This window comes from Nocardioides sp. Root122 (assembly GCF_001425025.1).
Lineage (GTDB): Bacteria > Actinomycetota > Actinomycetes > Propionibacteriales > Nocardioidaceae > Nocardioides.
Map to the genome: position 1 here is coordinate 429,450 of NZ_LMDE01000010.1, position 23,429 is coordinate 452,878.

Genomic DNA, 23,429 nt, shown 5'->3' on the forward strand with positions numbered 1-23,429 from the left:
CAACTGGAAATGGGTGGGTCGATGAGTCGGACGCCGGTGACCGTACGTGCTGCAGAGCCAACGGACGTCACGTCGCTTCGTGAGCTGTGGAGCGACATCCTCCGCAAGGGGGGCCTCGACGAGCAGCTCGCCGACGTGGCCCGCGTGGTCGCGACGGCGCGCGAGCGCGAGGACCAGTGCGTGGCGGTGGCCGAGATCGACGGTGAGGTGGCCGGTGCGGTCTACCTCGAGGCGACGACGTTCACCCCGCTCAACCTCGAGCCCGCCGTGCTGGCCGTCTCGCCCCACGTCTTCCCGCAGTTCCGCCGCAAGGGCGTGGGCAGCGCGTTGATGGAGGTGGCGTGCCGGTTCGCCGACCAGCACGGCATCTCCCACGTCCAGACCGCGGCCGCCGCCGAGGCGCGCGACGCCAACCGCTTCATGGCCCGGCTGTCCTTCGCGCCGCAGGCCATGCTGCGCGCCGCCACCACCAGCGCCGTACGCGCCCGGCTGCCGAAGGCGCGCCAGGTGACCCAGGCCGCCACGAGCAAGCAGCGCATCGACCGGGTGCTCGCTGCCCGGCGGGTGCGTCGCGAGCGCGTCCCCGGCTGACCCGGCGGCACCCGGCGGCCCCGGCGGTCCCCGGCGTCAGCGCTGGGGCATGTCCACGAGCGCACAGGTGATGCGCGAGGTGCACACGCGCTTGCCGCGCTCGTCGGTGAGCACCACCTCGTAGGACGTCGACGACCGACCCAGGTGGACGGCGGTGGCCACACCCGTGACGATGCCCGACGTGGCGGAGCGGTGGTGCGTGGCGTTGATGTCGACCCCGACCGCCACCTTCGTCGGGTAGGCGTGGATCGCGGAGCCGACGGAACCGAGGGTCTCGGCCAGCACCACGGACGCACCCCCGTGGAGGAGGCCGAAGGGCTGGGTGTTGCCGTCCACCGGCATCGTCGCGACGAGGCGCTCGGCGGAGATCTCGACCAGCTCGATGCCCATCTTCTCGTTGAGCCGGCCCATGCCCTGGGGCATGTAGGCGATGAAGTCCTCGATGCTGAGGTCGGCCAGGGACTGGGGGGTCTCGCTCATGGCGCCATTGTGTCCGAACCCTCCGACGAGGCCCGGCCTCACCCCCGGCTCGGATGTCGGCGTCGACGACTAGAGTCGCGCACGTGCCTGAGACGAGTGAGACCGTGCGCCCCCGCCTCCTGCTGCTGGACGGTCATTCCCTGGCCTACCGTGCGTTCTTCGCCCTGCCGGTGGAGAACTTCGCGACGGCCAGCGGCCAGCACACCAACGCGGTCTACGGCTTCACCTCGATGCTGGTCAACGTGCTGCGCGACGAGGTGCCGACCCACGTCGCGGTGGCCTTCGACAAGTCACGGCAGACCTTCCGCCTCGAGCAGTACTCCGACTACAAGGCCAAGCGCAACAAGACCCCGGACGAGTTCGGCAGCCAGCTGCCGCTGATCCGCCGCGTCCTCGACGCGCTGCGCATCCAGCACCTGTCGATGGACGGCTACGAGGCCGACGACATCATCGCCACGCTCGCCACCCAGGGGCTGGAGCAGGGCATGCAGGTGCTGATCATGACGGGCGACCGCGACTCCATCCAGCTCGTCACCGAGGACTCGACCGTCCTCTACACGATGCGCGGCGTCAGCGACCTGGCCCGGCTCACGCCGGCCGCGGTCGAGGAGAAGTACGGCGTGCCGCCCCACCGCTATCCCGAGCTCGCGGCCATCGTGGGGGAGACCTCCGACAACCTGCCCGGCGTCCCCGGCGTCGGCCAGGGCTATGCCGCCAAGTGGATCAACCAGTTCGACGGCCTCGACAACGTCATCGCCCGCGCCGACGAGATCACCGGCAAGAAGGGTGAGGCGCTGCGCGCCCACCTCGGTGACGTGATCCGCAACCGCCAGCTCAACGCGCTGGTGCGCGACCTGACCCTGCCCGTCGGTCCGGCGGACCTCGCGCGACAGCCCTGGGACCGCACCGAGGGCCTCGAGCTCCTCGACGAGCTGGAGTTCCGCGGCGAGCTCCGCGGCCGGCTGCTCGAGACGATCGACCCCGAGCCCGCCGAGACCTTCGAGGCCGAGTCCGGCTTCGAGCTCGACGGCAAGCGCCTCGAGACCGGCGCGGTGGCGGCCTGGCTCGCCGAGCACGCGCCCGACGGGCGACGCGTCGGCGTCGCCGTCGGCGGCACGTGGCGCGCCGGCTCGGGTGACGTGCAGTCCATCGCGATCGCCACCGGCACCGGCGAGGCGGCGTTCGTCGACTGCACCGACCTGGCCCCCGAGGACGACGCCGCGCTTGCCGCCTGGCTGGTCGACCCCGATCGGCCCAAGGCGGTCCACGACGCCAACGGCCCGAGCCTGGCGCTGGCCGCCCGCGGCTGGACGCTCGGCGGCCTCGAGGTCGACACCGCCCTCGCGGCCTACCTCGTGCAGCCCGACCAGCGCTCCTACGACCTGGCCGACCTCACCCTGCGCTACCTCAAGCGGGAGCTGCGCCAGGACACCGCCGACGCAGACCAGCTCACCCTCGACGCGATCGACGACACCTCGGCGAGCGACGCCGCGATGCTCACCGCTCGCGCAGTCCTCGACCTCGCGGACGCCCTCGACGGTGCCGTCGAGGAGCACGGCGGCACGCGCCTGCTGCGCGAGGTGGAGCTGCCCCTGATCGGCACGCTGGTCCGGATGGAGCAGACAGGCATCGCGGTCGACACCGACTACCTCGAGGGACTCGAGTCGGAGTTCGGCGACCAGGTGCGCACCGCCGCCAACGACGCCTACGACGTCATCGGCAAGGAGATCAACCTCGGCTCGCCCAAGCAGCTGCAGGTCGTGCTCTTCGACGAGCTCGACATGCCCAAGACCAAGCGCACCAAGACCGGCTACACCACCGACGCCGACTCCCTGCAGCAGCTGTTCGAGAAGACCGAGCACCCGTTCCTCCAGCACCTCCTGCGCCACCGCGACGTCATCCGGCTGAGGCAGACGGTCGAGGGACTCCTCAAGACGGTGGCCTCCGACGGGCGCATCCACACGACCTACAACCAGATCATCGCGGCGACCGGGCGGCTCTCGAGCACCGATCCCAACCTCCAGAACATCCCGATCCGGACGGAGGCCGGGCGCCGGATCCGCGAGGGATTCGTGGTGGGCGAGGGCTACGAGTCGCTGATGACCGCCGACTACAGCCAGGTCGAGATGCGGATCATGGCCCACCTCTCCGAGGACGCGCTCCTGATCGAGGCGTTCCGCTCCGGGCAGGACTTCCACTCGATCACGGCCGCCCGGGTCTTCGGCGTGGACGCTGCCGAGGTGACCACGGAGCAGCGGGCCAAGATCAAGGCGATGAACTACGGCCTCGCCTATGGTCTCTCGGCGTTCGGCCTCTCGCAGCAGCTGCGCATCGACACCTCCGAGGCACGCGGCCTGATGGACGAGTACTTCGAGACCTTCGGCGGCGTGCGCGACTACCTCGGCGGCATCGTCGACGAAGCGCGCCGCTCGGGGTTCACCGAGACGATCCTGGGCCGCCGCCGCTACCTTCCCGACCTCACGAGCGACAACCGCCAGCGCCGTGAGACGGCTGAGCGGATGGCGCTCAACGCCCCCATCCAGGGCTCCGCCGCTGACCTCGTCAAGGTCGCGATGCTCGGCGTCGAGCGCGCACTGGTCGAGCAGGGGCTGGGCTCGCGGATGCTGCTGCAGGTGCACGACGAGCTCGTCTTCGAGGTCGCACCGGCAGAGGCCGACGCCCTGGCCGCGCTGGTCCGCGCCGAGATGGGTGGCGCAGCCGACCTGCTGGTGCCGCTCGACGTGTCCGTCGGCTCCGGGCGCAGCTGGCACGACGCCGCTCACTGAGCTGCGGCGCGCTCCCTCAGCTGCACGAAGCTGATCGCGAGGAGCACCGCGAGCAGCACCAGCTCCACCGTGAGCACCACCCCGAGCAGCTCGGCGACGCTGGACACCACGGTCGCACCGAAGCCGACGACGGCGAGAAGGGCCACCCACACCAGCAGCATCGACACGACGCCCTGGCGAGCGAGGACCGAGTAGACCAGCAGCTGGAGCAGCGCCATGCAGGTCCCGAGGAGCGCGAAGAGCCACAACATCCCCATGACCTCGTCGTACTCGTGCCCACCGGCGAAGAGCAGCACGAAGTCCGGTGCGACGGCCGTGGCCAGGACGCAGGCGCCCCCGAGTGATCCGACCATCGCCATGCTGCCGACCAGCGTCCGCCTCGGGTTGAGACTGGTCGACATCGACGGAAAGGCGATGACGACGACGAACTGGGGGAGGAACATCACCGCGCGCGACACGATCAGGCCCGCGGCGTAGAGCCCGGAGTCGTGGGAGTCGAGGACGGAGCGGCCGACGAGCATGTCGATGTTGGTGAGTGCGAAGTAGGCGAAGAGCGCCTGGGAGTTGACCACCGTCTCCTTGATGATCGGCAGGAAGCCGTGGCGCTCGTGGGTCTCGCCGGACTCACGGGTGCCCCTCAGCACGGCAAGGCCGTAGACGAACGGCGCGTAGTACCCGATGGCGACGCCCAGGAACGCCATGAACTCGGTCGGCTCCCACCAGATCAGCGCCAGGCCGACGGCGAGCCGCGGCACCCCCGAGAGCACGTAGATCACGGCCAGCTCTCGCCAGCGCCGCTCGCCCTGGAGGATCCCCATCTGCGCGCCCGTGATCGTCATGGGCACCGCGGCCACGGCCGCGAGCAATGCGGTCGGCAGGCTGTCGAGGTCGAGCAGCCGGTTGATCACCGGCGCGAGCAGGACCAGGACCCCGCCCAGCACGAGCGAGGCACGGATCGAGACACGCAACATCTCGCGCTCGATCTGACCGACGTGCGTCGGATCGGCGCTGATCCGGCGCGCGGCCGTGGCCTGCAGCCCGAGCATGACGACGCTGACGATCAGCACGAGGTTCATCAGGGCGAAGAACGCGCCGTAGGCGACGGGTCCGATGATCCTCGCCGCCGACATCGTGAAGCCGTAGGTCGCGAGGTTCATCAGCATCATCGCCACCGCGATCTGCCCGCTGCTGTCCAGGAAGGTGCGCACCGTGGCGCCCAGCCTCGTCGATGCACGCGTCGTGTCGCGCGCTCGTGTGGACATGCCGCACACCCTAGGGTGTCCTAGCGTGGCAGGCCGGGCGGACGACGCGGTGATTCGCGCGACACCGATCCTGTGGGCGGTGGTCCTCTCGGTGCTGCTCCTCGGCGGGGCGCTGGGCCCGGGTTACACCCTGAGCTACGACATGGTCTGGGTGCCCGACCTGGCCCTCACCCGCGACGTGCTCGGGCTCGGGTCGGCGCTGCCGCGTGCCGTCCCGTCCGATGCCGTGGTGGCCGTGCTCGACGAGGTCACCGGAGGCGCGCTGCTCCAGAAGATCGTGCTGCTCGGCACCCTCGTCGGCGCCGGCACCGGGTTCGCTGCGCTGGTGCGCGAGCGCTCGACGGCGGCCCAGCTCGTGGCGGTCACGCTCGGGACCTGGAACCCCTACGTCGCCGAGCGACTCGTGCTGGGCCACTGGCCCCTGCTCATCGGGTACGCCGTCCTCCCGTGGCTCGTCGTGCGGCTCCGAGCGGTCGAGGAGGGACTGCCTCGCAGCGTCCTCCCGCTGGTGGTGCTGGGCAGCCTGAGCGCGAGCTCGGGCCTGATGACGGCCGTGGTGGCACTCGCGGTCGCCGGACGCGCGGATGCCCGGCGGCGGCTCCTCCTGCTCCTCTGCCTGGTGGGTGCCAATGCGCCCTGGGTGGCTGCCGGCCTCACCTCCCCGGCCAGCACCACGACCGACACCGTCGGTGCTGTCGTGTTCGGCACCGGGGACGAGGGGATGTCGCCGGGCCCCGTGGCGGCGCTGTCGTTCGGCGGCATCTGGAACGTCGAGGTGGTGCCGGAGTCCCGGCTCGGCCTCGCGGGCCTGCTGTTCACGGTGCTGCTGGTGGTCGTCGCGGTCGCCGGCGCGGTGCGCGTCGCCCGGGGGGTCGCGGTGCCGCGCATCGGCGCGTTGACCTTCTGCTGGCTCCTGGGCTGGGGCACGGCCGTCCTCAGCTGGGCGGCTCCCCAGGCACTCGGGTGGCTGGGCGCGCACGTGCCGGCTGGCGGGTTGCTCAGGGACGGCTCGCGCCTCCTGGGAATGGCCGTGCCGCTCGTCGTCACGCTCGTCGCCGTCGCCGTCGACGGTCTCCTCGACCGGTTCGCCGAGCGCGGACTGCGCGCGGTGGTGGGGGTGGTGATCGCCCTGGTCCCGGTGTCCCTCATGCCCGACGTGGCATGGGGGATGGGCGGCCGGCTGGAGGCCGTCGACTACCCCGCGTCGTACGCCGAAGCCCGGGGGGCGGTCCGCGACGCCCCCGCAGGCGATGCGCTGTCCCTGCCGTTCGTGGCGTACCGCGCTCCCGCCTGGAACGGCGGGCGCCGGGTGCTCGACCCGCTTCCCCGCTTCCTCGCTCGCACCACCGTCGTCAACGACGTCCTCGTCGTCTCGGGGCGACCGGTCGCGGGGGAGGACCGGAGATCGGCCGACGTCGCCCGGGCACTGGCGGCTGGGACCGCTGCCGAGCGGGCCGAAGCCCTGCGCGCGGCCGGCGTCTCGGTGGTGGTCGCCGAGCAGATCGACGGCTATCCGTCCCCCGAGGTGGCGGGGGAGACGGTCGCCGGCGGCGCGCTGACGGTCGTCGAGCTCGGTGCGGCTGTGTCGGCACCACCGGGGGTGGGCCGCCTCACGGCGATGGTCGCCGCGTGGGCCGCGTGGTGGGCGGTGCTGCTCGTCGCGCTCGGCACGGCCGTCGTCCACGCACGTCGCAAGCGCGGTCGCACCGACACGCTCGGATGACATGCGGGCGCACGGTGCGAAATGTTACTCACCGGTCGAGCGCCTGCTAGGGTGGGCGCTGCCGTCACCGAGAAGGGGTCTACGCATCATGGGTTCAGTCGTTGCGCCAGTCGTGAGCATCCTCGCGGGAGCCGTACTGGGTGTCACCACGCTCATGGGCGTCGTCTCCAGCCAGACCGCAGCGCCCGAGAAGTCCCCGGGCAACGTCGAGCAGCCCACCCTGGAGTACGGCACCGTCTCCGAGTGACCGGGCTGTGCCTCGACTTCTGTGACGAGGTAGCAGGCCCGCACCTCCGAGCTCGAACGTCCCGTCGGTGACGCCGCTCCCGCTGCCTGCCCTGGTCAGGGCCCTGCGGCCCAAGCAATGGGTCAAGAACGTCCTCGTCCTCGCGGTCCCGGTCGCTGCAGGCCGCCTGGGTGATCCCGAGGTCCTCCTGGGGACCGTTCTCGCTGGCGTCGCGTTCTGCCTGCTCTCCTCGGCCGTCTACCTCGTCAACGACAGCGTCGACGTCGAGGCCGATCGGCGACACCCGGTCAAGCGGTTGCGCCCGATCGCGGCGGGTGAGATCTCGGTCGGCGCTGCTCGCGGCGTCAGCGCAGTCCTCGCGCTCGCCGGCCTGGTGCTGGCAGCGCTCGCTGGGTGGCAGCTGCTCGGAGTGATGATCGGCTACCTGGTCCTGCAGCTCGGCTACTCGGTGTGGTTCAAGCACGAGCCCGTCCTCGACATCCTCCTCGTGACGAGCGGGTTCGTCCTGCGGGCAGTCGCCGGCGGAGCAGCGTCGGACATCTACGTCTCGCAGTGGTTCCTGCTGGTCGCCGGGTTCGGCTCGCTCTTCATCGTCTCCGGGAAGCGGTACTCCGAGCTCCACACCCTCGGAGCCGAGTCCGGCACCCGGCAGTCCCTGGTGCGTTACTCGGCCACCTACCTGAGGTTCGTCTGGGGAGTGGCAGCGGGGGCCACGCTCCTCGCGTTCTCGCTGTGGGCGTTCGAGAACCCCTCGGGTGGCACCCTTCCGTGGGCCACCATCTCGATCGCGCCGTTCGTCGCGGGCGTGCTGCGCTACGCCGTCGACATCGACGCCGGCACGGCGGCCGAGCCCGAGGACATCATCTGGGCCGATCGGGTCCTCCAGGGCATCGGCGTTGCCTGGCTCGTCATCGTGCTGCTGGGCGTGCTCGACGTCTGAGGTCCCTCACAGCGGGTCCTGGCCGGCGAGGTGGTGCCGCTCCAGGACCTCGCTGACGACCGTGCCGAACGAGTGCTGCGCTCGACCCCAGGTGAACCTGTGGCTCATCTCCTGCGCGCCCTCCGAGAGGCGTTGGCGCAGCTCCTCGTCGCCCAGGACCCGCGCCAGCATGGCCGTGAGCTCCTCCTGGTCGTCGGCGAGCAGGCCGGAGACGCCGTCGGCGATGGATTCACGCGTTCCGCCCGCGGAGCGGTAGGCCACCGTCGGTGTGCCGTGCATCCCTGCCTCCCCGACGACGAGACCCCACCCCTCCTTGAGGGACGGCAGCGCCATCGCCCAGGCTGTTGCGTAGATCTCGTGCTTGCGCTCCTCCGACACATGACCCTCGAAGACGATGGCGCCGTCCTTGAGGTCGAGGCCGTGTCGCGCGAGGGCGCGTTCGGCGTGGTCGGTGAGCTCGTGCTCCCACCACCCCGAGCCGGCGATGGTCAGGGTGAGGTCGGGGAAGGTCCGCCGCAGGTCCTCCCACGCGTCGATCGCGTGCTCGACCTGCTTGTGCGGCACGAGTCGACCGACCACGCAGAGCGAGGGGTGGGCACTTCGGTGCCCCGTCATCTCCGGGGCCGGATCGGTGCCGTTGTGCACCACAGCGAGGTAGTCCGCCACGACGCCCTGGGCGACGAGCTCGTCGCGGGTCGCCGTGGACACCGCGACGTACTGGCAGCCGCGGTACAGGCGCGGCGCCACCCGCCGCTCGATGAACCAGCCGACGCGGCCGACCAGGCCGGGGTAGACCACGGGCCACTGCTCGCGGTGCACGTGGTGGACCAGGACGATCACCGGTGCCTTGGTCCCGAGGCGGGTGAAGAAGGGAAGTCCGTTCTGGACGTCGACGACGGCGTCGACCCTGCCGAAGCGCCGGGTGAGCAGCAGGAGGAGCCCGCGGACGTAGATCGCCATCTTGGAGCCGCGTCGGATGAAGCGGATGCCGTCGCGGACCTCGTCCTTGGGCGCGAGGCCGTGCTCTGCGCAGTAGATGGTCACGCGAGCGCCCTGGTCCACCAGGCCCGCCGCGACCCGCTCGAGGTAGAGCTCGGCGCCACCGCCCTCCGGGTTGCTGGTGTCGCGCCAGCTGAAGCACACCACGTGCTTGCCGCGGAGGTCGGGAGCCGGAACCATGCGGGCGACGCTATCGTCTTCCGGACGTGCAAGTGACTGTCGGGTAGGGTCTGCGCGTGCCACTGCTGGGAGCGTCGTCCGAGACGTGGGCGCCGACCCTGCGGAGGTCGGTCCGGCTGCTGCGAGAGTTCGGCCACGAGCAGTCCGATCCGGCCCGTTTCTACGGCGTGCTGGCGGAGGACTCCGCCGACATGCTGGCCAGCTACGTCCCTCTGGAAGGCGTCCAGCTGCTCGACGTGGGCGGCGGTCCGGGATACTTCGCCGACTCCTTCACCCGTGCGGGCGCGACGTACTACTCCGTCGACGTCGACTCCGACCTCGCCGACGAGTCGGGGCGCCGTCGACGGGTCATCGGGTCGGGCACTGCACTGCCGTTCCGGACGGCTGCGTTCGACGTGGCCTACAGCTCCAACGTCCTCGAGCACGTGTCGGACCCGTGGCAGGTCGCGGAGGAGATGCTGCGGGTGGTGCGCCCGGGCGGACTCGCCTTCATCAGCTACACGGTCTGGTACGGGCCCTGGGGCGGTCACGAGACGGCCCCCTGGCACTTCCTCGGCGGCCACTTCGCTCGTCGCCGCTACCGCCGCAAGAACGGCGTCGAGCCGAAGAACCGCTTCGGCGAGAGCCTGTTCCCCGTGACCGTCCGTGACGGGCTGGCCTGGGCGCGGTCGCAGCACCGCACGGAGCTGATCGACGTCACCGCCCGCTACAACCCGCGCTGGGCGCACTTCCTGCTACGGATCCCCCTCGTGAGGGAGGTGGCGACGTGGAACCTCGTGATCGTGATCAGGAAGCACTGAGGTTCCGTCTACGGGTGCTCGCGGGCGTTCTCGCCCTGGTGGCCCTGGCGTTCTCGCAGGCACCCGGGTTCCTGACGTTCGACACGAAGTTCGACCTCGTCGTCGACCCCTGGCACTACCTCGAGCGTGGGCTCCACCTGTGGGACTCCAACGGCGCGATCGGTCAGCTCCAGAACCAGGCCTACGGCTACCTCTGGCCCATGGGTCCCTTCTTCGCGCTGGGAACCGCGGCCGGCATCCCGGGCTGGGCCGTGCAGCGGCTGTTCATGGCGTTGGTCCTGGCGGTCGCATTCAGCGGGACGGCGTACGTCGCACGAGCGCTGGGCGTGCGTTCGCACCTGGCCTGCGTGCTGGCAGCCTTCGCCTACGCGCTGTCGCCACGCATGCTCACGACCGTGGGCACCATCTCGATCGAGGCGTGGCCATCGGCACTCGCGCCATGGGTCCTGCTTCCTCTCGTCATCGGATCGACGCGGGGATCGCCCCGGCGCGCAGCGGCTCTGGCTGCCCTGGCCGTGGCCATGACCGGTGGGGTCAACGCCACCGCGAGCTTCGCTGTGATCCCCGTTGCCGCGATCTGGCTGCTCACCCGCAGTCGCGGGCCGCGGAAGCGCAGCCTGATGCTGTGGTGGCCGGTGTTCACCGCGCTCGGCACGTTGTGGTGGCTCATCCCGCTGTTCCTGCTCGGTGCCTACAGCCCGCCGTTCCTGGACTTCATCGAGTCCGCGACCCTCACCACGACCCCCACGACGCTCTTCGACTCGCTGCGGGGCACCTCCCACTGGCTGCCGTACCTCGACACGCGCTGGAGGGCCGGCAACGACCTGGTCACCGACGGCTACCTCGCGCTCAACAGCGGTGTGGTCCTGATGCTCGGCCTCCTCGGGCTGATGCGGCGGGACAACCAGCACCGGTTCTTCCTCGCCCTGTGCCTGCTCCTGGGCCTGCTGATGGTGGGCATGGGGCACCTGGGCGCGGTGCAGGGCTGGTTCGCCCCACAGCTCCACGAGGCGCTCGACGGCGTCCTCGCCGCCGCCCGCAACGTGCACAAGTTCGACCCGATCATCCGGCTTCCGCTGGTGCTCGGGCTGGCCATGCTGATCGACGGCCTGAAGGCTCCATCGGTCCTGCCGGGCGCCCGTCGATCGGTCGAGGCCTCACCCGCGGCGTACCGCTCCGTTGCCTGGCTCGCCGTGGTCGCCGTCCTCGGCGCCGGTCTTCCCGGCATCGTGGGCCGGATGGCTCCCGACAGGCTCGTGGGTGAGGTGCCGGACTACTGGGTGGAGGCGGGCGCGTGGCTCGACGCCCAAGGAGACGAGGGCGCGGCGCTGATGTCGCCCGGGATCGGGGTCGCCCAGTTCGTCTGGGGCTCGACCAACGACGAACCCCTCGAGTTCCTGGTCGAGGAGGGACGCTTCGGGGTGAGGTCGAACATCCCGTTCGTCCCTCCGGGCAACATCCGTGCGCTCGACGCCGTCGAGGAGCGCCTGGCGCAGGGTCGTCCCTCGCGGGGCCTCGCGCCGTTCCTCGCGCGCGCCGGCGTGCGCTACCTCGTCGTGCGCAACGACGTCATCAAGGCGCCCGACATCCCCGACACCGTCCTGCTGCACCAGGCCCTGGACGGGTCGCCGGGGCTGCGCCGGTTGACCGGGTTCGGACCTGACCTGGGCAGCGCCGCCTATCTCCTCGAGGACGGGGAGCGCAACGTCATCAACGGCGGGTGGCAGACCAACTACCGCGCGATCGAGATCTACGAGGTGGAGGCCGGCGGCCCGGGCGCCGTCGCGTCGGACGAGCTCCCTGTCGTCGTGGGCGGACCCGAGTCCCTGCTCGACCTCGCAGACGCGGGCGTCCTCGACGAGGAACCGACGGTGCTCGCGACCGATGCAGACCAGGACGTGGCGCCGTCGGGTCCCTTGGTCCTCACCGACGGCTACCGCGACCGCGAGCGCTTCTTCGGGCAGCTCCACGACGGCTACTCGGCCACGACGCTCCCGGACGAGCCGCGCCACAGCGAGCACCCCACGAAGGACTTCTACGTCAACAAGGGCGACGACCGGTGGCGCACTCGAGCGGTCCTGGACGGGGCCAGGTCCGTCGTTGCGTCCAGCTCGATGGGAGACGCGAACGGTGCGGGGGGCGCGCGACCGGCTCAGTCGGCGTTCGCGGCGGTCGATGGTGACGACTCGACCCAGTGGGCGTCGAACCCGAGCGACGACGATCGCCCGACCTGGACGTTGGAGCTGGCGTCCCAGCAGAGCCTTGCGAGCGTGTCGCTGGTCGGCGGCATCAGCGCGCCGTCGTTCCAGACCGTGCGTGTGGTGACCGAGAACGGCCCCAGTGAGGCGGTCGACCTCGGCCCCGCCGAGCGAGCGAGCGTGACGCTCCCCGAGGGGCCCACCTCGTGGCTGCGCGTGGAGACCGTCGGCCAGGCAGCCGACGTCCCGGCCGCGCTGGCCGAGGTCGAGGTGCCGGGCGTGACGGTGGAGAAGCGTCTGCAGCTGCCCAGCACTCCCGAGGTGTGGGGGACACCCGATGCGATCCTCCTCACGGCCGCGCAGGACGGTCGCACGGGATGTGTCGAGGTGGACGACGACGTGCGCTGCCAGCCGGGTCGAAACGTGGCGGGGGAGGAGGAGACCGGCTTCCGGCGCCGGTTGGAGCTCCCCGCGGACCAGGCGTACGACGCCGACCTCTGGGTCCGCCCCCGCGCCGGACGTGTCGTGGAGGAGGCACTCCTCGAGGACCTCCCGGTGAGCGTGACGTCGTCGAGCCAGGCCGTCCCCGACGTGCGGGCGTCGGCGCTCGCCGCCCTGGACGGGGACCCCGGCACCGCGTGGATGGCGAGCAGCGGCGACTTCCGTCCCACGCTGGAGGTGCGCTGGGTGGGTCGCTCCCGGGTCACGGGGATCACGGTCAGCATCGACCCCGCCACGGGCGGGCGTCTGCCGACCCGGGTGCGGCTCACCTACCGCGGCGGCTCGCAGGAGGTCGACGTCGACGCGTCGGGGCGGGCCGAGATCCCGGCTGTGCGCACCGACTTCCTCGACGTGGAGGTCCTGCAGACGGACTTCACCAGCAGCATCGGCTTCGACCAGTCGGTCACGTCGCTGGCGGCGGCCATCGGCGAGATGCGCATCGAGGGCGCTCCCTTCACCAGCCTTGCGCCGCCCGAGCAGGAGCGGGAGCTGCCCTGCGGCTCCGGACCGGACGTCACCGTCGACGGCGTCCGCCACACGACGCGCGTCACGACCTCCCCGGCCGGCATCTTCCGCGGCGAGGAGCTGCCCGCCGTGCTGTGCGGTGGGCAGACGCTTCGCCTGCACGACGGCATCAATGACGTCGACGTCGAGAGCAGCGACGTCTTCAGCGCCACGCGGCTGGTGCTCCGGACTCCGTCGTGGACCTCCTCCGGCTCGACCCCGGTCCCGTGGTCCGGGCACGACGCCGACTCGCGCACCGCACGTCCGCCGGCCGGATCCTCGGTCCTCGCATTCCGCGAGAACGGCAACCGCGGCTGGACCGCCGAGCGCGACGGCACGGCGCTCACGGCCGTGCGGGTGGACGGGTGGCAGCAGGGCTGGCTGCTCGACGACGGTGGCGCCGGCCCGGTCGTGGAGCGCTACGCACCTGAGGCCGGCTACAGGTGGGGCCTGCTCGCCGGGCTCATCACCGCGCTGGCACTGCTGGGGATCGTGCTGTTCTGGTGGCGTCGTCCACCGAAGGACCGACCCGGTCCCGTGGGACCTGCCGAGGTGCATCCTGTCGTGTGGACGGCGGTCGCCGCGGTCGCTGTGGGCCTGCTGGCCGGGTGGAGCGGCCTCGCCGTGCTGCTGGTCACCTACGCCGTCGGTGTACCGCTGGGGCGGCGGTTCCCGGACGTGCGCGACGCCCTGCTCGCCTCGGCAGTGGTGGCTGCTGCCTTCTTCTACGCCGTGCACCCCTGGGGCAACTACTGGGCAGGTGCCGGCGCCTGGCCTCAGCTGTTGAGCGTGGTCGCGCTGGGCGGGGTGCTGCTGGGGGTTGCCGAGCCGACGTGGCGCAGCCGCATGACCGGCGTCTCGACGAAACGGTAGGCGAGCTCGGCCAACGGGACCGTGATGACGAGGGTGAGCGCCAGCACGGGAAGCAGGTCGTTGCCCTCGAACATCGTGTAGGGCGTCGCCCAGTAGACCAGGTGCAGGACCACCAGGTGCAGGCAGAACACGGCGTACGAGATGTGGCCCAGGCGGCGCACGGACCGGCGCGACATGAATCGCGCATAGCCTGACTCCGGGTCGGCGAACACCCCGGTGAGCACCAGCACGCCGCCGATCAGCGCGTAGAGCACCTGACGGGTGAGGGCCTCTGCGGGGGTGGGCAGGTCGAAGAGCATGGGGCCGCTCAACGGCGTTGCCGCGACCACGAGCAGGCTGCCTGCGATCGCCCAGCAGACCCCGGGCTGTCGTGCCAGTGCGACGAGCCAGTAGAGGCGCGGCGCGCCGCTCGAGCGCGTGACGAGCACGTGCGCCCAGGCCAGGGCGAGGCCCGCCGTGAACCACATGAGGTAGTTGGGCAGCCACTGGGACGCCAGGCCGACCCCCGCGTCGCGCAGGCGCTCGTTGACCGACAGCGTCCAGACCAGGTTGAGGACGACCAGCGACACCGCCAGCCCCATCACCCGTCGCGTGGTCGGCCGCCGACCGCCGGTCGCGCCGACGACGACCATGAGGAGCGGCAGCACCAGGTAGAAGGAGACCTCCGTGGCCAGGCTCCACATCTGCGTCTGGCCGGGTCGCAGGGCATCGCTGAGGTAGATGTCGCTCATCGTCAGCGCCTTGGCCCAGGCGCCGGCACCGGCGTCGGAGTTGGCCTCCACGAACACCATGGCCGGCACCACGCCGATGACGTACAGCGGGTAGATGCGCAGGAATCGCTTCCAGTAGTAGCGCAGGCTCGAGTCGTGCGGACGCCCCCGCTGCGCCGCCGCGAAGTACTGGTGGGCGAGCAGGAACCCCGAGAGCACGAAGAAGAGCGCCACCCCGACATCGAGGCGCGGCAGCATGCGACCCACGATCCCGTGTCGGAAGTAGTCGCCGGTCCAGAACGTGACATGGGTGAGGACGACGGCGAAGGCGCCGACCGCACGCAACGGGTCCAGGACGGGGAAGATGGGCGTGGCGCCGCCGTCGCTCTGGTGGCGGACGTGGTCGAGCTGCTGGGCGGAGTCGGCGGCGTGCGCGGTGGCGTCGGGGTCGGAGTCGGTGGTGTGTGTCATGTCAACGGCCTTCCAGGGACCAGGTCTCCCACCTCGACCTTGTCGACGCAGACGGTCAGCGATGGGTCGATGCCCAGGAGCAGCACGGAGTCGAAACCGGCCTCGACCCGGACGTAGAGCTGGTTGAGTCCTGCCCTGAGCACGCTGGAGACCGACGCGCCGCCGGCGACCACGCGCACCGGGCTCTCGCTCGGCGCCAGGTAGTTGATCCGCATCCACCACGTCCCGTCCACCACCGGCCCGTCGAGCGGGATGCTCTGCGTGCCGTCGTCGACCTGCCACCCGCAACCGGCGACGTCACCGGGCATGGTGGTGCGCACCGTCCGGAGGTCGGCGGCGGTGAGGTGACCGCCGTCGTCGACGACGGCCAAGGTGTGCGCCGCCTCGAGGAAGCGCGAGTCGGGCGACAGCATGCCCACGAGGCGCGGGAGCCGGTCCTCGGACCAGATGATCGGTGCCACGACGTCAGCCGGCAGTCCGGTGTCGGCCAGCGCCAACGGGCCGGTCTCCCGCAGCTCGGACTGGAGCTCGCGGACGTAGTCGCGCGGCGGGGTGAAGTCGTGCCAGATCCTGGCGAAGCCGATCGAGGAGTACACCCCGGACACGCTGACCACCACGGCGAGGGCCACGGCTGCGGCGACCGGCACGCGGGGGGTGAACATCGGCGCCGGGCGCGGCTCGCTCGACCCGGCGGCCCCGGAGAGGGGCAGGTAGACCAGGCCGAGGGCCAGCGCCGTCATGGCCGCCGCGTCGGTGAGGTAGCGGTACTCCGCACCGGCGACGGGACCGACGAACGGTGCACGGCTCGACCACAGGAGCAGCAGCAGGATCACCAGGTAGCCGCCGAGGAGCGCCCACGCCCGGAGCGTACGACGACGCGTGAGGAACGCGTGCGTCGCGATGCCCGCGAGCACCACCCAGGAGAGGTGGGCGAACCACACGGGCGGGTCCGCGAACGCGGCCGGCGCCTGGGGCGACATCCACGTGAACGGCCCGCCGATGATCCCGGTGGCGTACGCAGTGCCGAGCATGCTGCTGGCGAGAGGACCGAGGAGGCCCCAGTCACGCTCCTGGGTGACGAGCGGGACGTAGGCCGCGTAGTACAGGATCGTGCCCAGGCCGACGCCCGCCGCTACCAGGGCGGCGAGCCAGTGGCGACGCACGAGCGTCGTCAACCGGCTCACGGGACCGCCCGTCGCGAACCATCCGTACGAGATGGCAGCGAGGACCGGGAAGATGGCGAGACCGCGGATGTCGGCGGCCAGGGCCACGGCGACGCTGGCCAGGGTCAGCACGGACCAGGCGCGCCGGCCGGACCGCTCGTAGAGCACCCAGCACGTGATGGCGGCCAGCAGCCCCAGCTGCTGGCCGAGCTGGTTGACGGCGACCGCCCACCACACGGTGGCCGGCATGGTGATGGGGGAGGAGAGGAAGACCAGGAGGGGCGGGACGATCCCCCACCGGAGCCCGAAGAGCGTGCGGAGCATCCAGACCGCAGCGAGCCCGACCAGCGCCTGGAACACGATGGTGACGGCCGCGGTGGCGGGCCAGGCGAAGAGTCCGCCGGCGACCGAGAGGTCGATCAGGAGGCGACCGAGGGGCATCAGGTGCCCACTGTGCGGCGTCATCAGGTAGTCGAGGCTGAACGGCTGCTCGAGACTGAAGCGCAGGAACTCGAAGTCGTCCTCCTGGAACCAGGCACCGAGCGCAGCCCAGGCGCGGAAGGCCGTGTGAGCCGAGACCAGCAGCAGGCACACGCCCCAGATCGCGAATCCGGAGCCGGGACGCGACGCCTCGCTGCGCACGGGAAGGTCGGTGGCCATCCTGCGACGGGTCGGCTCGCGGTGGATCGTCACGGGGGCACTATAGGCAGAGCCGGCACTGCATCACGGGCTCTTCAAAAGGCGGCGCGGATATGGCAGACAGGCTGCCTACTTGTTGGTAGCCTTCGGCGACTCGTCGTTCCTTGGAGGGATATCCGTCGTGCGCAAGATCATCGGTTGGGTGCTTCTGGCACTCGGGACCTTCCTGATCGTCATCGGCCTCATGGCCGCCGTGTGGGCTCCTGGTCAGGTCAAGCGGACTCCGCTCGACACCGACAGCACCACGCGTCTGTCGGGCAATGCCGACAAGCTCAACCCGGCCACCGGCGAGGTGGAGAACATCGACATCGTCGCGACCAGCATCACCGAGGCCGACTCGGACCTCTCCGACGACGACGTCATCGTCTTCGCGAACTCGACCTGCCTCATCGTCGACGACGGCAGCGGCAGCGTGCCCGACTGTGTCGACGCCCAGGACCCCGAGGGCCGGCTCGTGACGGCGTCGACCGACGTCTTCGCCACCGACCGTTCCGACGGCATGGCCGTCAACGACTCGAAGTACCTCCCGCCGAGCGCCGAGGAGAAGGAGGGGCTCGTGAACAAGTGGCCCTTCGACGCCGAGAAGAAGACGTACCCCTACTGGGACGGCATGCTCGGCGAGGCCGTGGACGCCGAGTACGACGGGACCGAGGACCAGGACGGTCTCGAGACCTACCGCTACCACGTGCTGGTCGAGAACGCCTCCACCGAGGTCATCGACGGTGTGGACGGCGTGTACTCGCAGGACAAGTACCTCTGGATCGACCCGACGACCGGCGCGATCATCAACCAGACGCAGCACGAGGTGCGCAAGCTCGAGGACGGCTCGACCATCCTTGACATGAACCTCGCCTTCACCGAGGACCAGGTCTCGGCCAACGTCAAGGACGCCGAGGACAACGGCCAGCAGCTGGGCCTCCTGACCCGCACCGTCCCGCTCGTCGGCATCATCGGCGGCATCCTCGCGCTCCTCGTCGGCGCCTTCCTGGTGCGGGCGGCGGGCCGCGAGGAGTCGGCAGCCTGAGGCAGTGGGCGGGGCGGGCCGAGCCTGCCCCGCCGCACCATCCCGCGAGCCGACTCGAGAGGTAGTTCCTCGTCCGCATGACTGACATGGCGACCGTCCACACCGACGACGTCCGCTGGTACGCCGACACGTTCGAGCGGGTCGTGCACAACGTGGAGTCGGCAGTCCTCGGCAAGAAGCACGTCGTACGCCTGGCACTGACGTGCCTGGTCTCCGGCGGCCACCTCCTGCTGGAGGACCTGCCGGGCACCGGCAAGACGATGCTGGCGCGCGCGCTGGCGAAGTCACTGGACTGCTCGTTCGCGCGCATCCAGTTCACGCCCGACCTGCTGCCCTCCGACGTCACCGGCGTCACGGTCTACGACCAGGCGCACGGGGAGTTCACGTTCCACCCCGGGCCGGTCTTCCACAGCCTGGTGCTCGCGGACGAGATCAACCGGGCCTCGCCCAAGACCCAGTCCGCGCTGCTCGAGGTCATGGAGGAGGGGCACGTCACCGTCGACGGCCGCACCCACGACGTGGGCCGGCTGTTCATGGTCATCGCGACCCAGAACCCGATCGAGCAGGCGGGCACCTACCAGCTCCCCGAGGCCCAGCTCGACCGCTTCCTGATGCGCACCAGCGTCGGGCACCCGGACGCCGAGTCGACCGAGGCGCTCCTGGCTGAGTCGCGGGTACGCGACCGGGCGGCGGGACTGACCCCGGTCGTCGGAGCGTCCGAGATCACCCAGATGGCCCAGCTGGCCGACATGGTGCACGTCGACCGGGCCATCATCAGCTACGTACGCCGCCTCGCCGAGGCCTCGCGCGACGTGCCGGACGTCCGGATCGGGCTGTCGACCCGGGGATCGCTGGCATGGATCCGCGCCGCCAAGGCGTGGGCCCTCGCGGAGGGGCGCGGCCACGTCGTGCCGGAGGACGTCGCGACCCTGGCGCGACCCGTCCTCGGCCACCGCCTGCTGATGGCGTCGGGCGCCGCGTTCGGTGGTGTCACCCCCGAGGAGGTCATCGACAACCTGCTGGCCCAGGTCTCGGTGCCTCGCGACCACGCGTGAGCACACCGGCCCGCCCAGTGAGCGCCGAGAGGCGGCGTGCCCGGCCGTCCGCGTCGTGGCTGACGGCACCGTGGCGGATCCTCACGCCGCTGGGCCGCGGAGTCGTGGCCGTCGGCGCGTTCGCTGCGGTCCTGTCCGAGTGGTTCCACTGGCACGAGTTCACGCAGCTCGCGGTGCTGTCCCTGGGCCTGCTGCTCCTCGGGCTGCTCTGGCAGCTGCTCCCCGGGACGCCGACTGCGGAGGTCACGCTGCGACGCCACCGTGTGGTCGAGGGCAGCGCATCGCCGAGCGCGCTCGTGGACGTGCAGGCGGGCGCGGCCCCGATGCTGTTCCCCAAGGTGGTCGTCCCCGTGGGACGTCACAGGGTCGAGCTGCGCCTGCCCTTCCTGGGACCGTTCGCCCGCCACACCGAGGAGATCACGCTTCCCGACGTGCCCCGCGGGGTGCACATCGTCGGCCCCGTCACCTACGAGAAGAGCGACCCCGTCGGGCTCGTCGCGCGGCGGTTCCGGAGCGGGCAGGTCCTGGAGCTGTTCGTCTCGCCGCGGGTCACGGACCTCGCCGTCTTCGCCGGCGGGCTGACCAACGACCTCGAGGGTGCCACCAGCCAGCGGCCGTCGATGAGTGACCTGGCCTTCCACGCCCTTCGCGAGTACGTCCCGGGTGACGACCTGCGGCATGTGCACTGGCGCTCATCGGCCAAGGCGGGCGAGCTGCTGGTGCGACAGTTCCACGAGACCCGCCGCGGGCACGTCACGGTGCTGCTGGACGCCACCCGGGACTCCTACCCCCGGCTCAGGGACTTCGAGCTCGCCGTCTCGGTGGCGACCTCGATCGCGCTGCGGGCCGTGCGGGACGACTTCGACACCTACCTGCGTTGCGGCCCGCACTTCGCTCGCAGCCGGCACGCAGCGGCCATGACCGACGTCGCCTGCCGATTCGTCGGTGACGCCGTCGACTCCTACCAGGCTCACGCCTCGGCCGCGGCCGAGACCATCGCGGGGACGGGGCTCGTCGTCCAGGTCACCGGGGCCGCCCGCGACCTGGTGCAGCTCGACGCGGCGGCGCAGTCGTTCGGCCGTGGGGCGGACTGGCTCGTCGTACGCGCCGACAGCGAGCACGACGCGACCATGCGCGACAGCGGGACGCTCCGTGAGCTGTCGGTGCCCGACCTCGCGCGGCTGCAAGAGCTCCTGGCGCGGGCGCGACGATGAGGACGCAACGCGGCGCGAGCGCCGATGTCATCGTCGTCGCGGTGATGATGGCGACGATCCTCTCGATCTTCGACGACACCTTCGTCGACCGCAGGTACCTCGTGGCCGGCCTGGCCCCGGTGGCGCTGCTGCTCGTGATGGTGCTGGTGGCCCGACGCTTCCACGAGGGTGGCTGGTGGTTCTCCCTGGCTGCGCTGGTGATGTTCTCGCCGCTCGGGGCGGTCGTCGCCCTGCGGGAGCCGGGGCATTTCGTCGTGCCGTCCCTCGATGCCATGAGCCGGGTACTGGCTGAGAGCATCAGCGCGCCCACGACGCTGGTGAGCACGGTGCCACCCGTCGACTCCACTGGCGAGCTGTTGCTCGTGCCGTACCTGATCGGCTTCTTCGCCACGATGGCGTCTGCCTGGCTCGCCCTCGGCACGTCCCGGCCGCTCGCGCCAGTCGTGCCGCTCGTGCTGGCGCTCGGCGCGACGATCCCGCTCGGCGTGCTCGTGCCGACGCTGCTGGTGGTGCGGGGCATCTTCGTTGCCATCGTGCTCGTCGCGTGGTCGGCGGTCAGGGCACGTCGACGCGAGTCCCTGGCCGGCGCCGCTCGGGGATCGGTGGCTTCCGCGCTCACCGCAGTCGTGACCGTCGCCCTGCTCGCCGGACTGGTGAGCCTGCTGGTGCCCGACGACGACCACGCCGACCGCGTGCTCCTGCGAGGGAGCGACAACACCCCGCTGGTCTCCGCGGCAGCGTCCTCCGCACTACCTCCCGAGCGCGAGGGCGAGGACGTCCTCCTCAAGGCCTCCGGCGTCCCTGACGGGCAGCGCCTGCGCTTCGCCGTCCTCGATCTCTACAGCTCCGAGGGATGGGTGCCGGCGGAGGAGTCACCTGGGTCCGACGGCTACGGGACCTACAAGCGGATCGGGCACGAGGTGGCGCCCCTGCACCCCGGGCGGACGGTGGTCGTGCGGGTCAGGCTCCGCTCCGGCTACGACAGTGACTGGCTCCCGCTCGTGGGCGAGCTGACGAGCATCGACTTCGCGTGGAACCCGGGCCGGACCGAGGCGTCGGACGTCCGCTACAACCAGAGCACGGCCACCGCGCTGGTGGTGGACGGCGTCGACGTCCGGGACCGCTACTCCTTCGAGTCGGTCGTCGGGGACGACACGTGGACGCGTCGCGACGCCGTCCGGGAGCCGACGGACGCCCAGCAGCAGCCCGTGGGGTCGTTCCTGGACGCCTACCTGCGGCCCTTCGACCGCGAGGAGCTGCTGCCCATCGAACGGGTGCTGCTCCTGGCCCGCTACCTCCGGCTCAACGGCAACGTGCGCTACGGCGTCGAGGTCTCGCAGACCCCGGACGACCTCGGGCGCCGGATGCTCGGGACGCCTCGGGTCGTCGGGTCGCCCTTCCAGTACAGCGCCCTGATGGCGTTGGGCGCGTCCCGGCTCGGCGTGGCGGCCCGTGTGGTGACCGGCGCCCAGGTCGGGCGACGCGGCGTCGTGGACCACGGCGACGTGACCTCCTGGGTCGAGCTGCAGTTCGCGGACGGCACCTGGCGTCCCCTCGACCCCGATCGCTACGTGGGCTCGCACGTGCTCGCCGACGGAGGTGACGCCACGGAGTCGGACGATGCTGACGCGTTCGTGCGCGACCAGCTGCAGCAGGCGGCGAAGGGGAGGGACAAGGAGATCCGGTTGCCCGAGGGCGCCCCGATCACCGACGGCACCGCCGAGGACTCGTCACGTTCGCCGTGGCAGGTCGTCCTGCTCCTGATGGGGTCCCTCGTCGCCCTGATCCTCCTCGCCCTGCTCCTCGTGCCGGTGGTCAAGCTGCTCCGCCGCGTCCGCCGGCGGCGTACGTCGTCGTGGTCGGCGCCCTACGTCAACGGCTGGCAGGAGGTGCTCGACGCCGCCCGCGACCGCGGCACGCCGGTGCCCGACACCTGGAGCCGCGTCGCGCAGGCCTCCCGCCTGGGTGTCGGGCTCGACCTCGCCCGGCGCGCCGACGGCGCCGTCTTCGCGGCCCGTCCAGCCGATGGCACGGACGCTCTCGAGTTCTGGGACACCTGCATGGTGCTGCGCCGCGAGCTGGTCCGCGAGGTCGACCTGCGGCACCGGCTGTGGTCCTACCTCAACCCGGCGTCCTTGCTGGCCGGCTGGGCCCGCAACCGCTCACGCGCGGACTCAGCTGCGCGTCAGGTGCGCGACGAAGATCGCGGTGCCCGGCGTCAGCAGCCCGCGGGCGCGTGACCACCCGCCCCAGACCCGGTCGTGGTCCTGGGGCCACTCCGGCTCGACGAGGTCGGCCAGCGTGAACCCGGCCCCGTGCAGCAGCCGGACCCAGTCGCCGAGCGTGCGGTGGTGCTCGACGTAGGACACCACGCCCGTCGCGTCGTCGACCTCGACGTAGGGGGTGCGGTCCCAGTAGGACTGGGTCGCGGTCAGGCCGGCCTCGCCCGGGTCGTCGGGGAACATCCAGCGCGTGGGGTGGGTCACCGAGAAGGCGAACCGGCCCCCGGGTCGCAGCACCCGGGCCGCCTCGGCCACCGCGACGTCGATGTCGCTGACGAACTGCAGTGCGCCGAACGAGCAGAACACGATGTCGAAGCTGCGGTCGGCGAAGGGCAGGTCGGTGGCCGTCCCGCGCACCGACGGGACGCCCACGCCGGTCTCCTCGTCGAGGCGCAGCGAGTGCTGCAGCTGGCGGTGCGACAGGTCGAGCCCGAAGCCGCGGCCGCCGTGCGTGCGGACCCAGCGCGAGCACTGCCCGGCGCCGCTGCCGACCTCGAGCACGTCGAGGTCGCGGACGTCTCCCAGGATGGCCAGCTCGTCCTCGGTGTGGCCCTCCGGGCCCCACACGAACCCGGCGTCACCGAGGAAGGCGCCGTGGGTCGCCTGGTACTCGTCGGCGTAGCGGTCCCAGTCGGGGCCGTTGGCGCTCCGGGACTCGTGCTCGGTGACGGGACGACGCTCGACCCGGACGGACTGGGGCAGGTGGTCCTCCACACCGAGAGCGTAC

At 71.3% G+C, this 23,429-nt stretch carries 17 protein-coding genes; 11 read left to right on the plus strand and 6 right to left on the minus strand.

All coding sequences use genetic code 11. The features are described from left to right. Positions 1-21 precede the first annotated feature (21 nt). Positions 22-591 (plus strand): GNAT family N-acetyltransferase, encoded by a 570-nt coding sequence (locus ASC64_RS11145; protein ID WP_162245794.1) that lies wholly within the window; start codon positions 22-24, stop codon positions 589-591. A gap of 36 nt (positions 592-627) precedes the next feature. On the opposite strand, the gene ASC64_RS11150 is transcribed toward ASC64_RS11145, so the two are convergent. After that, positions 628-1,071 (minus strand): hotdog fold thioesterase, encoded by a 444-nt coding sequence (locus ASC64_RS11150; RefSeq protein ID WP_056907599.1) that lies wholly within the window; start codon positions 1,069-1,071, stop codon positions 628-630. Positions 1,072-1,124: 53 nt separating this feature from the next. Between ASC64_RS11150 and polA the strand changes: the two genes are divergently transcribed. Next, positions 1,125-3,857 (plus strand): DNA polymerase I, encoded by a 2,733-nt coding sequence (gene polA / locus ASC64_RS11155; protein ID WP_056907600.1) that lies wholly within the window; start codon positions 1,125-1,127, stop codon positions 3,855-3,857. On the opposite strand, the gene ASC64_RS11160 is transcribed toward polA, so the two are convergent. Continuing rightward, positions 3,851-5,119, minus strand: coding sequence for a lipopolysaccharide biosynthesis protein (locus ASC64_RS11160; RefSeq protein ID WP_156385137.1), 1,269 nt, complete (start codon positions 5,117-5,119; stop codon positions 3,851-3,853). The genes polA and ASC64_RS11160 overlap by 7 nt on opposite strands. A gap of 25 nt (positions 5,120-5,144) precedes the next feature. Between ASC64_RS11160 and ASC64_RS11165 the strand changes: the two genes are divergently transcribed. The 3 genes from ASC64_RS11165 (at position 5,145) to ASC64_RS11170 (ending at position 8,029) form a co-directional block, all read left to right on the plus strand. Continuing rightward, positions 5,145-6,842 (plus strand): hypothetical protein, encoded by a 1,698-nt coding sequence (locus tag ASC64_RS11165; RefSeq protein ID WP_156385138.1) that lies wholly within the window; start codon positions 5,145-5,147, stop codon positions 6,840-6,842. An 88-nt stretch (positions 6,843-6,930) separates the two neighbouring features. Continuing rightward, a complete protein-coding gene (locus tag ASC64_RS22340; RefSeq protein WP_268788236.1) occupies positions 6,931-7,089 on the plus strand; it encodes a DUF2613 family protein in 159 nt (52 codons plus the stop codon). A 67-nt stretch (positions 7,090-7,156) separates the two neighbouring features. Continuing rightward, positions 7,157-8,029 (plus strand): decaprenyl-phosphate phosphoribosyltransferase, encoded by an 873-nt coding sequence (locus ASC64_RS11170; RefSeq protein WP_056907603.1) that lies wholly within the window; start codon positions 7,157-7,159, stop codon positions 8,027-8,029. Between the two features lie 6 nt (positions 8,030-8,035). Here ASC64_RS11170 and ASC64_RS11175 read toward each other — a convergent pair whose 3' ends face one another. Next, positions 8,036-9,208: a glycosyltransferase family 4 protein gene (locus ASC64_RS11175; RefSeq protein ID WP_056907604.1), complete on the minus strand. Its 1,173-nt coding sequence runs from the start codon at positions 9,206-9,208 to the stop codon at positions 8,036-8,038. A 56-nt stretch (positions 9,209-9,264) separates the two neighbouring features. On the opposite strand from ASC64_RS11175, the gene ASC64_RS11180 reads away from it, so the two are divergent. Beyond that, a complete protein-coding gene (locus ASC64_RS11180) occupies positions 9,265-10,008 on the plus strand; it encodes a class I SAM-dependent methyltransferase (protein ID WP_235563676.1) in 744 nt (247 codons plus the stop codon). Between the two features lie 14 nt (positions 10,009-10,022). Next, positions 10,023-14,084 carry an alpha-(1->3)-arabinofuranosyltransferase domain-containing protein gene (locus tag ASC64_RS11185; protein ID WP_056907605.1) on the plus strand — a complete coding sequence of 1,354 codons (4,062 nt, stop codon included), beginning with the start codon at positions 10,023-10,025 and terminating at the stop codon, positions 14,082-14,084. On the opposite strand, the gene ASC64_RS11190 is transcribed toward ASC64_RS11185, so the two are convergent. Together ASC64_RS11190 and ASC64_RS11195 are read right to left on the minus strand one after the other, a co-directional pair. Beyond that, positions 13,988-15,265 (minus strand): acyltransferase family protein, encoded by a 1,278-nt coding sequence (locus ASC64_RS11190; RefSeq protein ID WP_056907606.1) that lies wholly within the window; start codon positions 15,263-15,265, stop codon positions 13,988-13,990. The two genes, ASC64_RS11185 and ASC64_RS11190, sit on opposite strands and share 97 nt — an antisense overlap. After that, entirely contained in the window at positions 15,262-17,121 is a 1,860-nt protein-coding gene (locus ASC64_RS11195) for a hypothetical protein (protein ID WP_156385140.1), read from the minus strand. The genes ASC64_RS11190 and ASC64_RS11195 overlap by 4 nt, the downstream gene beginning before the upstream one ends. 127 nt (positions 17,122-17,248) lie before the next feature. Here ASC64_RS11195 and ASC64_RS11200 point away from each other — a divergent pair, with 127 nt between their 5' ends. From ASC64_RS11200 to ASC64_RS11215, 4 genes are all read left to right on the plus strand, one after another. Next, on the plus strand, positions 17,249-18,151 hold the full coding sequence (locus ASC64_RS11200; RefSeq protein ID WP_056907608.1) for a DUF3068 domain-containing protein: 903 nt from the start codon (positions 17,249-17,251) through the stop codon (positions 18,149-18,151). 77 nt (positions 18,152-18,228) lie between these two features. Then, on the plus strand, positions 18,229-19,206 hold the full coding sequence (locus tag ASC64_RS11205; protein ID WP_235563678.1) for an AAA family ATPase: 978 nt from the start codon (positions 18,229-18,231) through the stop codon (positions 19,204-19,206). Between the two features lie 17 nt (positions 19,207-19,223). Further along, the gene (locus tag ASC64_RS11210) at positions 19,224-20,420 is read left to right on the plus strand and encodes a DUF58 domain-containing protein (RefSeq protein ID WP_056907610.1); all 1,197 of its coding nucleotides are present in this window, start codon (positions 19,224-19,226) and stop codon (positions 20,418-20,420) included. Next, positions 20,417-22,660: a transglutaminase family protein gene (locus tag ASC64_RS11215; RefSeq protein WP_056907611.1), complete on the plus strand. Its 2,244-nt coding sequence runs from the start codon at positions 20,417-20,419 to the stop codon at positions 22,658-22,660. The genes ASC64_RS11210 and ASC64_RS11215 overlap by 4 nt, the downstream gene beginning before the upstream one ends. Here the strand turns inward: ASC64_RS11215 and ASC64_RS11220 are convergent. Further along, on the minus strand, positions 22,595-23,416 hold the full coding sequence (locus ASC64_RS11220) for a class I SAM-dependent methyltransferase (protein WP_056907895.1): 822 nt from the start codon (positions 23,414-23,416) through the stop codon (positions 22,595-22,597). The genes ASC64_RS11215 and ASC64_RS11220 overlap by 66 nt on opposite strands. Positions 23,417-23,429: the final 13 nt, after the last annotated feature.

Excerpts from the sequence above, each read along its gene's own strand:
- ASC64_RS11160 (WP_156385137.1), bottom strand. The coding sequence starts at position 5,119 with ATGTCCACACGAGCGCGCGACACGACGCGTGCATCGACGAGGCTGGGC.
- ASC64_RS11215 (WP_056907611.1), top strand. The coding sequence starts at position 20,417 with ATGAGGACGCAACGCGGCGCGAGCGCCGATGTCATCGTCGTCGCGGTG.
- ASC64_RS22340 (WP_268788236.1), top strand. The coding sequence starts at position 6,931 with ATGGGTTCAGTCGTTGCGCCAGTCGTGAGCATCCTCGCGGGAGCCGTA.
- ASC64_RS11190 (WP_056907606.1), bottom strand. The coding sequence starts at position 15,265 with ATGACACACACCACCGACTCCGACCCCGACGCCACCGCGCACGCCGCC.
- ASC64_RS11145 (WP_162245794.1), top strand. The coding sequence starts at position 22 with ATGAGTCGGACGCCGGTGACCGTACGTGCTGCAGAGCCAACGGACGTC.
- ASC64_RS11205 (WP_235563678.1), top strand. The coding sequence starts at position 18,229 with ATGACTGACATGGCGACCGTCCACACCGACGACGTCCGCTGGTACGCC.
- ASC64_RS11150 (WP_056907599.1), bottom strand. The coding sequence starts at position 1,071 with ATGAGCGAGACCCCCCAGTCCCTGGCCGACCTCAGCATCGAGGACTTC.
- polA (WP_056907600.1), top strand. The coding sequence starts at position 1,125 with ATGTCGGCGTCGACGACTAGAGTCGCGCACGTGCCTGAGACGAGTGAG.
- ASC64_RS11175 (WP_056907604.1), bottom strand. The coding sequence starts at position 9,208 with ATGGTTCCGGCTCCCGACCTCCGCGGCAAGCACGTGGTGTGCTTCAGC.